Source organism: Paenibacillus sp. CMAA1364, assembly GCF_054373195.1.
In genome coordinates this window covers 1-15,069 of sequence record NZ_JBITNB010000031.1, presented here as the reverse complement: position 1 = coordinate 15,069, position 15,069 = coordinate 1, and the positions used below count along the sequence as shown (strand labels likewise).

The window sequence follows — 15,069 nt, the reverse complement described above, 5'->3', positions numbered from 1 at the left end:
GAAAAAGTGAGTACCCTGGAACCGCTTTACTTAATCAAAGTTACCTGTTTACATTGTGAACATGAGTTTAAGACTTCTCGTGTTAGACCTAGCTTCAAAAAAGCCATCCATACAGATGCCGATTTCTGTGCATACTATAAGAATGATAATCCGGATTACTATGTCGTAAGAGTGTGCCCTAAATGCGGATTCTCTTTTACTGAGAATTCCTCTATGAGGATTACTGATGCTCATAAGAAGAATATTAAGAAGTATATTAGTGAACGTTGGGTTGAACGTGACTTCGGTGGGGTAAGAGATTGGGATACAGCTTTGGAGACATATAAGTTAGCGCTTCTTTCAGCACAGATCATTGGAGATTCACAGACGATCATGGCAAGTCTACTCCAACATATAGCATGGTTATATCGATATAAGGAAGATCATGAACAGGAACAGCGTTTCTTGAATTTCTCTTTAGAATCATACATACATGTGTATGAGAATGAAAGTGCGAGCGGGAATAATGCTCGCTTGTTGTATTTGCTTGGAGAAATAAACCGAAGAGTAGGCAATCTAAACGAGGCTGTACAGTGGTTCTCACGTGTTATCAATGATAAGCATATTATGGATGCTGCGATGATTCGTGCATCAAGGGAGCAATGGACTGTCCTGAGAGAAGATATGATTGCGAAGAAATTGGAATTACCTGATCAAATGTTGGATACGAAATAATAATACACGCTTAGAACATAAAGTCGTCGTGTGCGTACATGGACTAACGATAGTCACCAAGCGTGATTTGTCTGTTGTGGAGAGTTAACGAATGGATTGATCAGATAATAAGTAATCCACATCCGTATCAATGATATTGGTTTTATTGTTGCAACAGGGAAACACCAGAAGTTTCTTCTTTCCCTCATGAATGATCTGAAGTTCCTCAGGTTTCATAGGGACGAGTACATTATTCTGTGCACAAAATGGACAGGTCGGCACATAAATATCACCCATGATATTGTCATAGGGTACTGTGTTCTGAAATGGAATCACGACGGATCCTTTTCTTCTGATGATGTAGAGCTATCTTGTACGCTAAGCTCAGCAATCTTTTGCATCAGAATATGTTGTGGCATATGCATAAGGTGTTCAATAGGGACACCTAACTTTTTGGATAGTGTGATGGCGGTTTCTGCTGAAATCTGTAGCGGTTTCATAGTTGGATTACCCCTTCCTTAAATAAATGATGGTACGATCGTATATTATAGTTATACCGTTTCCTGCAGTTCAATTCAAATATTATCTTAATTAAGCGCGATTTGAAAGGAGATATACATGATGAAAGCCAACCTATCACTCACATGGAATTTAGAATCTATCTTCTCGGGTGGATCTTCTTCAGAAGAATTCACACATTTTTTAAGTCAATTAGAAAAAGATGTAGAGCAGGTTCAGACATACATTAAGAATGCAGTTGCACCTGCGGATATGGAAGGAACTAAGCACTTTGATGGATTCATCACATCGTATGCAAGCTGTGTGGAAAGAGCATCTGAAGCAAGTTCATTCGTATCTTGTCTAGGAGCTCAAGATCAACAAGACAAGAAGGCAGTTCAATTATCAGGTAAAATAACGAATTTGCATGCTCAAATTAAGAGTGTTAATGCAGAATTTGAACATTTGCTTCGTGCAACAACGGATGCAGTCTGGGAAGAATGGATGAAGAGAGAAGAAGTTAGCGATCTTTCATTTGTTCTAACAGAGAGTCGTGAGCATGCCCGTGAGAAATTAAGCCCTGAACTTGAAAGTCTTGCACTTGATTTAGCTGTGGATGGGTATCATGGGTGGGGTGAGTTCTATGACACTATTGTAAGCCATATTCAGATCCCATTTGATCAAGAAGGCGAAATGAAATTATTGTCTGCTGGACAAGCAGCGAACAAATTACATGATCCCAACCGTAGTACTAGAGAGTTGATGTTCGATAAATGGGAAGACACGTGGACAAAGGCCGAGGACTATTGCGCAGATACGTTAAATCATTTGGCAGGCTTTCGACTTAAATTATATGATCGTCGTGGATGGAATGGCATCTTAAAAGAACCGCTAGCGATGAATCGGATGTCTCAACAAACACTCGATGCGATGTGGAATGTCATTATTGAGAATAAGCCTGTATTTATGAAGTATTTGGAACGAAAGGCACAAATTCTTGGCGTTGAGAAATTAAGTTGGGCAGATGTAGAAGCACCTATTAGTAAGACATCAAAAACAATAACATATCAAGACGCTGCAGAAGAGATCGTGAAGCAATTCCATACATTCAGTCCCAAATTAGCTGAATTTACAGAGACTGCATTCGACAATGAGTGGATTGAAGCAGAAGATCGCCCAGGTAAACGGCCAGGAGGCTTCTGTACTTCACTTCCTTCAAGTAAGGAAACAAGAATATTCATGACCTATGCAGGTACCGCTTCCAACGTATCCACACTTGCGCATGAGCTTGGTCATGGGTACCATCAGTTCTTAATGAATGATATTCATATATTGAATCAAGATTATGCTATGAACGTCGCAGAGACGGCATCCACGTTCGCTGAAATGATTGTAGCTGATGCGTTAGTCAAGGCTACGACTAATCCAGATGAGAAACTGGCATTATTGGAAGAGAAGATTCAGAATAGTATTGCATTCTTTATGAATATCCATGCAAGATTCTTATTTGAAACTCGATTCTACGAAATGCGCAAGCACGGCCTTGTGAGTGCAGAAGAGCTAAACAATCTTATGAAAGAGGCGCAACAAGAAGCCTATTGTGATGGACTATCGTCTTATCATCCGCACTTCTGGGCATCGAAGCTTCATTTCTATATTACAGATGTGCCCTTCTATAATTTCCCTTATACCTTCGGTTATATGTTCAGCACAGGACTGTATGTCCTTGCCCAACAGGAAGGCTCATCCTTTGCTGAGAAATACGATCTATTGTTGCAAGATACAGGCAAGATGACCGTAGAGGAATTAGCAGATAAACATTTAGGTGTAGATTTAACGGGTCCAGATTTCTGGCAAAGTGCGATGGATTTATGTGTTGCTGATGTTAAAGAATTCCTAAAGATGACAGAATAATTTGAACTAGTCGTTTATGAATTACCGTTATACAAATTAGGAGGATTTCCATTAATGGAGATCCTTCTTTTATGTGCGCGTATAGAATATGAGTATTTTGACTTATAAACTGTATCAAGATAATCTGAGTGAAATGTCGAAATTAGACGAATTTTAGCTGAATATATCATCGAAAAGAGTAAAAAAACAATAAATGGTAGGGATATATACCCAATTTTGTTTTAATATGTTGTAGAATAATTATTGAAGATTTATAATGAGTCGTAAGCCCTATATTATGGGCACGAGAAGGGAAGAGGGTTGAATGATGAAGATAGAGCAATTATCGTTAGCGAGACAAATGGACATGGTATTCAAAGAATTAGAACAGGAATTAGCTGGATTAACTGCAGGTACTTTATTTATGCAGATACGTAATAATGCTGTTGGAAAGTTCGGAATAAGACACAATCCAATCTCAGGACGTAATGGTGGATTCTCAATATCTGAGGCTGGACTTAATACAGGTCAGCAAATGTCATTTAGGAATATGGCTATAGAAAGTCTGAAGTATAAACGTCATTGGACACATGGTGAGATTAGTTTTGAATTCATGGTAAAACAAGGTATCCTAGCGGTAGACGCACTCCTTGAATCGAATTACAACATGGCGAATTTAATGATCCGTTATTCGCGACATACATATTCAGAAGTATCATCGGACTAATCATAATTATAATTTATTAATAAGCAAAAATCAGGTCAAGGTGGTTATCCTCGACCTGATTTTTGTATTCTCATTATAGTGTAGCCATCATAATCGGATGATTATTGATTCTTTATCATTTGACGTAACACGGTTTGAAGAATTCCACCATTATGGTAATAATCTACGTCAACCATACTGTCTAATCGTGCAATGACTGTGAAGTTAAATTGAGTATCATCTTCACGTGTAGCAGTGACCGTTAGCTCTTGATTAGGTTTGATCTCATTGGTAATACCTAAGATATCAAAGGTTTCTCGACCATTGATTCCAAGACTAGTCCAACTTGTACCTTCTTCGAATTGTAGAGGTAGAACCCCCATACCAACAAGGTTGCTACGGTGAATACGCTCGTAGCTCTCGGCAATGACAGCTTTGACGCCAAGTAGTGTAGTCCCTTTGGCAGCCCAGTCACGTGAACTTCCGGTTCCGTATTCTTGACCAGCGATGACAATCAGATTCTGATGTTGATCTTGGTAATCCATGGAGGCATCATAGATAGACATTACCTCGTCATGAAGTAGATTCGTTGTTACACCACCTTCAGTTCCTGGTGCAACTTGGTTACGAATACGAATATTCGCAAATGTTCCTCTCATCATGACTTCATGATTACCTCGACGTGAGCCATATGAGTTAAAGTCTTTACGTTCTACACCATGTTCTTTAAGATATAGACCCGCCGGACTTGATGGCGAGATATTACCTGCTGGAGAAATGTGATCTGTCGTTACAGAATTACCTAGTAATGCTAAAACACGCGCGGAACGTATCTCACCAATGTCGGTAAGTGTAGGTTCTAGATTTTCGAAGAAAGGTGGGTTCTGAATGTAAGTTGATTTATTATCCCATTCATACAGCTCACCTTCAGGCACTGGAATGGCATTCCAGCGGTCATTAGCCGTAAATACATTCGCATATTTCTTACGGAACATCTCAGGAGTTAGAGACATTTCGATCGCTTCTTTAATTTCTGCTGAGGAAGGCCAGATATCTTTTAGATAGACAGGTTGATTATTCTGATCGTATCCTAAAGGATCATTGTTCAGATCAATATTAACGGTACCTGCAAGCGCATAAGCTACAACTAATGGAGGTGATGCCAGATAGTTCGCTTTCACTTGTGCATGCACACGACCTTCAAAGTTACGGTTACCAGATAGTACCGCAGCCACAGTCATATCGTTATCTGTAATAGCTTGACTGACTTCATCTGGAAGTGGCCCTGAGTTACCAATACAGGTAGCACAACCATATCCAGCAAGATAGAAGCCCAGAGCTTCTAATGACTCTAATAATCCAGCCTTTTGTAAATATTCAGTAACGACTAGCGATCCTGGTGTCAAACTACTTTTTACATAGCCTGGCTTCTTGAGACCGAGCGCTACAGCTTTCTTAGCTAATAGGCCTGCCCCTAGCATGACACTTGGGTTAGAAGTATTGGTACAGCTTGTAATGGCTGCAATCACTACCGCGCCAGTTCCAAGTTGACTAACAGAGCCATCCTTATGTTGTATACGTACCTTTTCATCAATCTTTTCTTCGGTAAGACCATAACCGCCTTTTTCCACTGGCGTACGGACGATATCATTAAATGCTTCTTTCATGTTGGTCAATTCAATACGATCTTGTGGACGTTTTGGTCCCGCCAAGCTTGGAACAACAGAAGCTAAATCTAATCCAATAACATCTGAGAATTCCGGATCAACGGTGTCTTCTGTACGGAACATTTGTTGAGCTTTATAGTAAGCTTCTACAAGTTCAACTTGTTCATCAGCACGACCTGTATTTCTAAGATAAGACAGAGTTTCTTTATCAACCGGGAAGTACCCAACGGTTGCACCATATTCTGGCGCCATATTAGCAATGGTTGCACGATCAGCAAGGCTGAGGTTGTGTAATCCAGGTCCGAAGAATTCGACGAATTTGCCGACGACACCCTTTTTACGTAGAATCTGAGTTACTGTCAGTGCTAAATCTGTTGCTGTTGCACCTTCATTAAGTTCCCCAGTAAGTTTGAATCCAACGACTTCAGGCATAATGAAATACAAGGGCTGTCCAAGCATACCAGCTTCTGCTTCAATACCACCGACACCCCATCCAACTACGCCAAGACCATTGATCATCGTTGTATGAGAATCTGTACCTACAAGTGAATCAGGATATACAAATGTCTCACCATTAATGACTTTCGTTGCTGCAACTGAGGCGAGATACTCTAGATTAACTTGATGTACGATTCCTGTTGCAGGTGGGACAGCTCTGAAATTATTGAAAGCAGTCTGTGCCCAACGCAAGAAACGGTAGCGTTCCTCATTACGTTCGAATTCCAGTTCCATATTATATTCCAACGCATCTGCAGTACCGAAAGCATCGACCATGACAGAGTGGTCGATAACCAAATCTACAGGAACAAGTGGGTTGATCTGTTTAGGGTCTCCTCCAGCTTTCTTCACGGTGTCTCTCATGGCAGCAAGATCTACTACAACAGGAACACCTGTGAAATCTTGAAGAACGATTCTAGCTGGGATAAATGGGATCTCCTTATTCTCCGCGCCACCTGTATTCCAATCAGCAAGCAATGCTATGTGATCTTTCGTAATAGCCCGTCCGTCGTATTGTCTTAATGCAGCTTCTAGAAGCACCTTGATGGAGAATGGTAATTTAGACACACTTCCAATTCCTTGATCTTCTAGAGATTGCAGGCTGTAATAACTATATTCTTTGCCACCAACATCTAACTTACGTGCAGTAGAGAAAATATCCTTTTCTGGCATACGTAATCCCCCTTAAATAGTATCAAATCCAGTGTTGTTCCACTAGGTGAAACATAATTTCAAAATTTACATTATACATTAAGTATACCGTTTACAATGGAGCTAGTAAAGGAATTTATAGATATTAGTGAGGCTTAAATTAGTAAATTAGGCCTAAAAAAGTTAGTTTCTAAGATAAATGGATAGCGCAGAGATTCCCTTCATATATTGATAACAATGGTAAGTACATTATTCAATGTTAACGAAGGAGTTGATCCTATGGAGCATACATGGCAAGAAGTATTATATTCATATGTTAATCAATATAACCAAAGTCAGATAAATAGTAGAAGTGAGACTAAGCAACAAGTTGTAAGCGATATTTCCTATTTAATGGAGCGCTCGCAACGAACTAGATTGTTAAATGAATGGTATATATTGCGAGATGCTCAGCCACAAAAGAGTGAAACACTTGCCAAGTTACTACGAATCATACGTGAAACGGAGCAGGAAATGATCGTTGATATACAACTTCACATGCAAGTGTTCTATACTAAGGGCGGAATGCTACATCGAGAAGATACCATCCATAAGGAGAGACTTACTTTTATTCGTGATGGGGAACGGTGGGTTATTGTAGACGTTGAGCGTTTAATAACTGAGCAGCATCCCATATTAGAACAGATTCTTGTGAGTCAAGAAGAAGTAATAATGGGTGCAGGTACACAACCCTATTTGAATTCCAATGTATGGGGAAGTGGAACTGAACGTCGTCCTATCAAATATATACGAGAAGCAGCAGTAGCTTATGCAGATCGGTGGTGGGACTCAGAGAACCCTGAATTTATCGCTTTTGCTGTTAATTGTACGAACTATATCTCACAATGTCTCTTTGCAGGGGGAGCTCCAATAAACTATACTGGAAATAGAGCAACTGGATGGTGGTATAAAGGATATTCCGGTGGAAAAGAATGGTGGAGCTATAGTTGGGCAGTTGCCAATAGTTTATCAAATCTCTTAACATCCAGTAATTCGGGCTTACGAGCTGAAGTTGTAGATCGTGCGGAGAAATTAATGCTTGGAGATATCATCATTTATGATTGGGATGGTGATGGGACATATCAGCATAGTACCATCGTAACCGCATTCGACGCAGGTGGGATGCCATTGGTAAATGCACATACTATAAATAGTAAACATCGTTACTGGGATTACAAGAATTCATACGCGTGGCAGGAGAAGACTAAATATCTGTTCTTACATATTCCTGACGTGTTGTAATCCATTATGTATGATGAGTAGTTACAGTACATTATATTAGGAAAGAAAGAGGTTAGGCATGAGTAAACAAATCGTAGGGCTTGTATATGGCGGTAAATCTGGAGAACATGAAGTATCATTACAAACAGCTTTTGCTGTGATGAATGCCTTTGACTATAATAAATATGAGATCATTCCATTCTATATCACGAAGCAAGGACAATGGAGAAAAGGTGAGGTACAACAATCTCCTTTCACTAAGATTGAAGATCTAAAACTTGCACAATATGGCGAAGGAACACAGGCTGCTCTAGGTGTTGTGTTCAGTCGATTAACGAAAGACGAGTCTTCCGTTCAAGTGGATTTAATGTTCCCATTGCTTCATGGAACATTTGGTGAAGATGGTACGATACAAGGCTTATTTGAAATGGCTAATATGCCTTATGTCGGTGCTGGAGTCCTACCATCGGCAGCTGGAATGGATAAAGTTATTATGAAAAAATTGTTCGCTGAAGCGGGATTACCACAGTGTGGGTATCGTTATTTCACACGTAGTCAATGGCAACGTGACAGCTTTGAGTTGATTGTAGGTGTGGAAGATGCATTGGGTTATCCATGCTTCGTGAAACCAGCCAATCTCGGTTCCAGTGTAGGAATCTCCAAAGCCAAAGATCGTGAAGAACTGAAAGAAGCGATTGAGTATGCATTTCGTTATGATATCAAAGTTATTGTAGAAGAATTCGTGGATGGCAGAGAGATCGAATTAAGTGTACTTGGAAATGACGAGCCCATGGCATCTGTACCTGGTGAAATTGTTTCCTCTAGCGAATATTATGACTATGCTGCCAAATATACAGATGGTCAATCCCAAATGCTGATACCGGCACCTTTGGATTCAGAATTGGTAGATCGACTTACGGAAGCCGCTATCGTTGCGTTTCAAGCAATTGGAGGCAATGGCATTAGCCGAGCAGACTTCTTCGTAAGGAGATCGGATCAGGCTATTCTTATTAATGAAGTCAATACCATGCCTGGGTTCACACCATTTAGCATGTATCCATTATTATGGAGAGAGACAGGGTTAAGTTATGCAGCTTTACTTGATCGAATGATTGAATTAGCAATGGAGCGTTATCAAAGTAAACAAACACTAGATTATAATAATGAACTGTAATGAAGTCTTGCTAACTTGAATAGAAAAGGAGAATAGTGATGGGATTTCAAACCGAATTCAATTCAGTATGTAAGTTCAAGAATGAGCAGGAATTATATGAACTCATGGAGTATGGACGTGGCAAAATGGTGAAGAAAGGTTTTCGAGTATTCCCAACAGGTCAGAAGGTTATCGCCTACACACCAGAGAACCTAGCTATCGCTATCGTTAAGATTGTGGGATATATTGCTGAGATTAATTTTCAAGGTGAAGAAGTTACTGAAGTTGAGATGGAATTTATTCGTAAGTTGAATGAGGAAGAATCTCGTGTTCAGACAGATCTAGCTTATGAAATGTTTTTTGGCGACAATCAGGAGTGAAGCATGTGAGTTCGTGCGAATGAGGACAAGCTATATAGGATTGCTCTTGAATATAGAGGTAAAATAAGGTATTTTGGATATGTATGTAGTTTAGGATAACGAAAAAAGGCGAAACGATGTAAAATAGTGTGATTCGTCCGATTCTTTTAATGGAAGAAATGATTATACTAGTCTTATAATGATCGTAATAGCAAGATTTCAATAGAAAGAAGTTGATTGCTTTGGATCAAGATAATAAAGCTCCTTATGTAGTGTCAAGCAAGGAATATACACCCGTTGCTATTAATGCAGCAGCAAAAGCAGGTGAATGGATAAGGAGTAGACTTGGGACTGTACAAGAGTTAAGTACCAAGTATTCTCCGCAAGATCTTGTAACGGAAATCGATAAGGGTGCGGAACAAATGATTCGCAGACTGATTCTAACTCATTTTCCTGATCATGAGATTCTTGGAGAAGAGGGTGTGGAGCCAGGTCCAGATGCATCCACTCAAGCGTTAGAGATTTCTTTAGCGGCGAAATCCGATTTTTTATGGATTGTTGATCCAGTGGATGGTACAACGAATTATGTACATGGGTTCCCGTTCTTTGCAGTTTCCATTGCTCTTGCTTATAAAGGTGAAGTTATTGTTGGTGTTGTCTACGATCCATCTAGAGACGAATTATTCGTTGCGGAGAAAGGCAAAGGCGCATATGTTCATGGGAAAAGGATGAATGTATCGCCAGAGACAACGCTGGGAACAAGTCTTCTTGCCACGGGTTTCCCACCAGATGAGAAGTTTGCTTATCCTATAAATATGCTAGGTCTACAGCATATCGCTCCACAAGCGCGCAGTATTCGAGCCGGGGGCTCAGCTGCCTTGCATATGGCTTATGTAGCGACAGGAAGACTGAGCGGTTTCTGGGAAATTGGACTAAGTTCTTGGGATCTAGCTGCTGGAGTATTGTTGGTTAAGGAATCGGGTGGTGAAGTTACGGATACATTAGGACGTCCATATCATCTAGGTGTAAGACATGTCGTAGCAAGTAATGGGCATATTCATGATGATCTTGTAGATTCCCTAAAGAATGCGCGTGCTACAGCATTAGACAACCAATGATTGCATAGGTGATTAACGGATTTGAAATCATGAACATCTAAATTGGATAAATAAGGAGCTGACCCATTGTTAAAGTTGTGGAAAAGAAAAGTATCTAGTGTAATCATTGCCACGATACTTTCTATTGTCATATTAAGCGGGATGAGCTCACCATGGTTCATACATGCGCAAGGATCAGAAGACAATGACTATCGTATTGTTGCGCTTGGGGATTCCCTAACGGTTGGATATGAACCTGGCATGAACCAGAGCAGTACTCCTTATGGCTATGTAGAAAGACTTCATGAACAAGGATTATTTCATGGAAGAACGAACACGGTAAACTATGGGATCGCAGGATTGAAGGTGGCAGGCTTAGAACGCTTTGTTGAAGCAGCTAAACTTGGCAATAGCATCACTGCAAATGCCATTCAACCTGACCTTATTGATCCTAGGGCAGAGCAGTTGGGAGCTTCGGCCATCCAATTGAACACAGATCTTCAATCCGCAGATCTGATCACCATCACCATCGGTGGAAACGATCTGGGTGTTATTATTAAAGAAGCAGAAAAGTTGACAGATGCAGAACTGACCCAAAGAGTTGATCAATTATTATCAGCTTATAAATCAACTATGACTGCTGTGATTCGTGATCTTTATGAATTGAACCCAGATGTTCTTATCGTGATAGCCGATCAATATCAGCCGTTGCCAGCTGTAGCTAATCGTGCGCTATATCCCAAACTGATGGAAGCAGCCGATTCATTTACAAGTGTTGTTGAGAAGTTAGCAACAGAATCACAAAGTAGTGGAATCAAGGTCAAGGTTGCCCATGTAGCCAAAGAATTTGTAGGTGGGGAAGGAACGATGACTTATATCATTAAGGAGCGAGATATCCATCCTAATCAATTCGGCTATGCGGCTATCGCAAAGGTGTTTGTAGAAGAAGTGTGGGGAGATTACCGTAATCCTACTACAAATGACAAAACCTTACCCATGACGATTGTTGTAAAAGGTAAAGAATTAAATACACCATATAAACCTGTACTTCGTAGTAACCAGAATTTCGTAGCTATTAAAGATATCGTGGATGCCGTAGGTGCAACCTCGTTGTGGAATAGTAAAGATTCAAGCGCAACGATAACACTAGGAGACCGGACAGTTGTCATTACAATTGGCTCTAAACATGTCGTTGTCAATGGAAAGTCTGTTACAGTGGATTCACCAGCATTCCTTCATAAGGTTGGAAAAGAGAGCAAGACCTATGTTCCATTAGCTGTATTAGCCTCAGGACTGGGGTTCGATGTGCAATACAGAGCTTCGTTAAGAACCGCATTTATTAATTTATAATACGTTCTCCAACTAATGCTCATAGAACTAAGCATACCAAATAGAGGCTCCATCACGGATCGATACAATTCCGTGATGGAGCCTCTATTTACGTGCAGTTATTCTATTTATGTAACTTATAGGGAGTTACATAAGCCGGAAGGCACTATCGGCAGCTTCTATCGTATGTTCAATATCTTCATCTGTATGAGCTATGGTTAGAAACCATGCTTCGTACTTAGATGGAGCTAAATTAATGCCATGATTCAACATGTGGCGGAAGAACGTAGCAAAGATCTCTCCATCACTATGCTGAGCCTCTTCATAATTCGTAACCGGATGATCACAGAAATGGGTAGAGAATGAACCTCGGATTTGATTGATTGTCAGTGGGATGCCATGTCGATTAGCAGAAGATTGAAGACCTTTCGTTAACTTTACCGCTAATCGATTCATCTCTTCGTAGACTCCGTCCGTCTGAAGTACTTCCAAACAAGCAATACCTGAGAGGATGGATGCTGGGTTACCTGCCATTGTTCCCGCTTGGTAAGTAGGTCCTAGTGGAGCTACTTGCTCCATGACATCTTTGCTACCTCCATAAGCACCAATGGGTAAGCCACCACCTATAATTTTACCTAGCGCTGTGAGATCGGGAGCAATTCTTTCATGATGTTGCAAATCTGCAAACGTCTGGGCGGATCCATAATGAAAGCGAAACGCCGTGATGACCTCATCATAGATGACTAATGAACCATTATCACGAGTCATTGTACAGAGTCCTTCTAGGAAGCCTTCGTGCGGCATAACCATACCGAAGTTACCGACAATAGGCTCAACCATTACCGCTGCAACATCATCGCCCCATCGTTCGAGGGCTACCTTTAGACTGTCAAGATCATTAAAAGGAACAGTAATGACTTCTTGCGCAATACTTGGTGGAATACCAGCACTATCTGGAATACCTAAGGTAGAGGGACCTGAACCTGCTGCTACGAGAACAAGATCGGAATGCCCATGATAACATCCGGCGAATTTAATGATTTTATTACGTTTGGTGTAAGCACGTGCAACACGTATCGTTGTCATCACCGCTTCTGTACCTGAATTGACAAATCGCACTTTATCCATGGAAGGAATAGCGTCCTTTAACATTTTGGCAAGAGTGATTTCCCATTCCGTGGGAGCACCATATAGTACGCCATTTGCGGCTGCTTTCGTAATGGCCGCTGTAATATGTGGATGAGCATGTCCCGTAATAATAGGTCCGTAGGCTGCAAGGTAATCAATATATTTATGACCATCTACATCCCAGAAGTGAGCACCCTGTGCACGCTCCATGAATACTGGGGCGCCTCCACCTACAGCCTTGAATGAACGTGATGGGCTATTCACGCCTCCTACGATATGTTGTAAAGCTTCGTTATATAAGCGTTCAGATTGTGTTCGTTTCAACATGTTGTTAACTTCCTTTCACTGCTGCATTATTCACTTCGTAGTGGATTCAACTTGCACATCATTAGCTTGATGATCAACATCTTCGACTGGTGGATTTACAATTTGCTGAACAAATTCCTTTAATTTTCTTTCGTTTTTCACAACAATAACAGATGCCCCACCAATCGTCTTCTCGGCAAGCATATCCATGGGTGGAATTTGTTCACTACCAACTACCTTGCTCTGGTATCCGATATTGGCTAATTTCCACATGTCATTGATTTCTAAGTTCGTGTCAACAAAGGGACTAACCTCTTCTAGAATGGAAGGAAGCTTCATGATCGAAGTTGTAGTTTTCATTTTGTTAGCTACTGCCTTTAGGAATTCACGTTGTCGTTCTGTACGTGTGAAGTCAGATAAAGCATCGTGACGGAAGCGAACATATTGTAATGCCTTATCGCCATCCAAATGTTGTTGTCCTTTTTTAAGGTCAATATCAAACGCGTGTTTATCGGCTTTACTACTATACTTCATATCCTTTTCTACGTAGAAGTCAACACCACCTATGGAATCGACCAGTTTAATAAATCCTTGGAAGTCAGTATAAACATAGTATTGAATAGGAATACCCAAAAGATTACTTATAGCTGTCATGGCTGTATTCGGACCATGCGTAATGGCGGAATTAATGCGATCATTTCGATATTCAGGGATATCCACATATGTATCTCTTAAGATGGAGAAAAGATGTATACTTTTCTTTACGGGATCTAACGTGGCAACCATCATACTATCGGAGCGCGGGATATCGCCATCAGCAAGACCACGACCATCAACACCCATGATTAGAATGCTGACAAGTTCAGTACCTTCCCACTTCGGAGGTTCTGGAGCAGTAGCCTCAACTTGCTGTAATTGGCTGAATGGAGATTTATCTCCTTCCTTTTGTAACCCTTCTAGGCCATTATAGAAGGATGTAAAATAATACACAGCATAACCCAGTACTGCAAGTATCAACGCAGCAAGAACTAGCCCTAAAGTTCTTTTCGTTTTTTTTGTCATATGGAATCTTCCTTTCGATCATAGCAAGTGAAATTTCAATTTTCGACACCAAAGAATCTGCGTTCATATCAATTATAATTTTTTTGGCGGATACAATCAATTTATTGTGAAGAATGATGATATTTGAAGGAGTAGATAATCAATGAAAGCATCACTATTAGGTAAAGAGGCACCACAATTTACACTATTGGCATCAAACAACACAAGAGTATCGCTAAGTAATTACCGTGGACAAAAGGTTGTACTTTATTTCTATCCCAAAAACATGACACCAACCTGCACGCAGGAAGCATGTTACTTTCGAGATTTTCATTCAGAAATGAAGAGTCTGGGTGCTGTTATCCTGGGAATTAGTCCGGATGAGCTGGCATCACATGAAAAGTTTACAGAGCGTCACGAGCTTCCATTTTTATTATTATCGGATTCGGATCACGTTGTGAGTGAAAGCTATGACGTATGGCAACTTAAGAAAATGTTTGGGAAAGAGTATCTAGGGATTGTCCGTTCTACATTTCTGATTGATGAAGAAGGAATGCTTGTGAAAGAATGGCGTAAGGTTAAGGTAGCTGGTCATGCAGAAGAAGTGCTAGCAACGCTACAAGCCCAATAATAACTATTATAAATGTATGATGATAACGCAGTAGACATGTCTACATGAATATGGATGGATAAATCAAATATTGTTATGCGTAAAAGCTGCCTAGTGATAGATCTAATGAAGTGCTCCCCGTCAAGTGGACAGTGTAAAAAACAAAAACAATAGATTTAT

At 40.4% G+C, this 15,069-nt stretch carries 14 protein-coding genes; 9 read left to right on the top strand and 5 right to left on the bottom strand.

Annotation, left to right across the window (positions count from 1 at the left end; all coding sequences use genetic code 11):
* Window positions 1-6: 6 nt before the first annotated feature.
* Window positions 7-714, top strand: coding sequence for a DUF2225 domain-containing protein (locus tag ACH8E3_RS14790; RefSeq protein WP_458633417.1), 708 nt, complete (start codon window positions 7-9; stop codon window positions 712-714).
* An 84-nt stretch (window positions 715-798) separates the two neighbouring features.
* On the opposite strand, the gene ACH8E3_RS14785 is transcribed toward ACH8E3_RS14790, so the two are convergent.
* Window positions 799-1,029 carry a hypothetical protein gene (locus ACH8E3_RS14785; protein ID WP_458633416.1) on the bottom strand — a complete coding sequence of 77 codons (231 nt, stop codon included), beginning with the start codon at window positions 1,027-1,029 and terminating at the stop codon, window positions 799-801.
* Window positions 1,026-1,193, bottom strand: a complete 168-nt coding sequence (locus ACH8E3_RS14780) for a YycC family protein (RefSeq protein WP_458633415.1) — start codon at window positions 1,191-1,193, stop codon at window positions 1,026-1,028. The genes ACH8E3_RS14785 and ACH8E3_RS14780 overlap by 4 nt, the downstream gene beginning before the upstream one ends.
* 121 nt (window positions 1,194-1,314) lie before the next feature.
* Here ACH8E3_RS14780 and ACH8E3_RS14775 point away from each other — a divergent pair, with 121 nt between their 5' ends.
* Window positions 1,315-3,105 carry a M3 family oligoendopeptidase gene (locus tag ACH8E3_RS14775; RefSeq protein WP_458633440.1) on the top strand — a complete coding sequence of 597 codons (1,791 nt, stop codon included), beginning with the start codon at window positions 1,315-1,317 and terminating at the stop codon, window positions 3,103-3,105.
* Between the two features lie 304 nt (window positions 3,106-3,409).
* Window positions 3,410-3,811 carry an O-methyltransferase gene (locus ACH8E3_RS14770; protein ID WP_458633414.1) on the top strand — a complete coding sequence of 134 codons (402 nt, stop codon included), beginning with the start codon at window positions 3,410-3,412 and terminating at the stop codon, window positions 3,809-3,811.
* A 101-nt stretch (window positions 3,812-3,912) separates the two neighbouring features.
* Here the strand turns inward: ACH8E3_RS14770 and acnA are convergent, their stop codons facing one another.
* Entirely contained in the window at window positions 3,913-6,627 is a 2,715-nt protein-coding gene (gene acnA, locus ACH8E3_RS14765) for an aconitate hydratase AcnA (protein WP_458633413.1), read from the bottom strand.
* 258 nt (window positions 6,628-6,885) lie between these two features.
* Here acnA and ACH8E3_RS14760 point away from each other — a divergent pair, with 258 nt between their 5' ends.
* From ACH8E3_RS14760 to ACH8E3_RS14740, 5 genes are all read left to right on the top strand, one after another.
* On the top strand, window positions 6,886-7,887 hold the full coding sequence (locus ACH8E3_RS14760; RefSeq protein ID WP_458633412.1) for an amidase domain-containing protein: 1,002 nt from the start codon (window positions 6,886-6,888) through the stop codon (window positions 7,885-7,887).
* A 58-nt stretch (window positions 7,888-7,945) separates the two neighbouring features.
* The gene (locus tag ACH8E3_RS14755) at window positions 7,946-9,040 is read left to right on the top strand and encodes a D-alanine--D-alanine ligase (RefSeq protein ID WP_458633411.1); all 1,095 of its coding nucleotides are present in this window, start codon (window positions 7,946-7,948) and stop codon (window positions 9,038-9,040) included.
* A gap of 38 nt (window positions 9,041-9,078) precedes the next feature.
* Complete coding sequence (locus ACH8E3_RS14750; protein WP_458633410.1) at window positions 9,079-9,399, top strand: hypothetical protein; 321 nt, start codon at window positions 9,079-9,081, stop codon at window positions 9,397-9,399.
* A gap of 221 nt (window positions 9,400-9,620) precedes the next feature.
* Complete coding sequence (locus tag ACH8E3_RS14745; RefSeq protein WP_458633409.1) at window positions 9,621-10,496, top strand: inositol monophosphatase family protein; 876 nt, start codon at window positions 9,621-9,623, stop codon at window positions 10,494-10,496.
* Between the two features lie 66 nt (window positions 10,497-10,562).
* On the top strand, window positions 10,563-11,825 hold the full coding sequence (locus ACH8E3_RS14740; protein WP_458633408.1) for a stalk domain-containing protein: 1,263 nt from the start codon (window positions 10,563-10,565) through the stop codon (window positions 11,823-11,825).
* 126 nt (window positions 11,826-11,951) lie between these two features.
* Here ACH8E3_RS14740 and ACH8E3_RS14735 read toward each other — a convergent pair whose 3' ends face one another.
* Together ACH8E3_RS14735 and ACH8E3_RS14730 are read right to left on the bottom strand one after the other, a co-directional pair.
* Entirely contained in the window at window positions 11,952-13,259 is a 1,308-nt protein-coding gene (locus ACH8E3_RS14735; RefSeq protein ID WP_458633407.1) for a glutamate-1-semialdehyde 2,1-aminomutase, read from the bottom strand.
* A 30-nt stretch (window positions 13,260-13,289) separates the two neighbouring features.
* Window positions 13,290-14,300, bottom strand: coding sequence for an LCP family protein (locus ACH8E3_RS14730; protein ID WP_458633406.1), 1,011 nt, complete (start codon window positions 14,298-14,300; stop codon window positions 13,290-13,292).
* Between the two features lie 142 nt (window positions 14,301-14,442).
* Between ACH8E3_RS14730 and bcp the strand changes: the two genes are divergently transcribed.
* Window positions 14,443-14,910 (top strand): thioredoxin-dependent thiol peroxidase, encoded by a 468-nt coding sequence (gene bcp / locus ACH8E3_RS14725; RefSeq protein WP_458633405.1) that lies wholly within the window; start codon window positions 14,443-14,445, stop codon window positions 14,908-14,910.
* The last annotated feature ends 159 nt before the right edge of the window (window positions 14,911-15,069 follow it).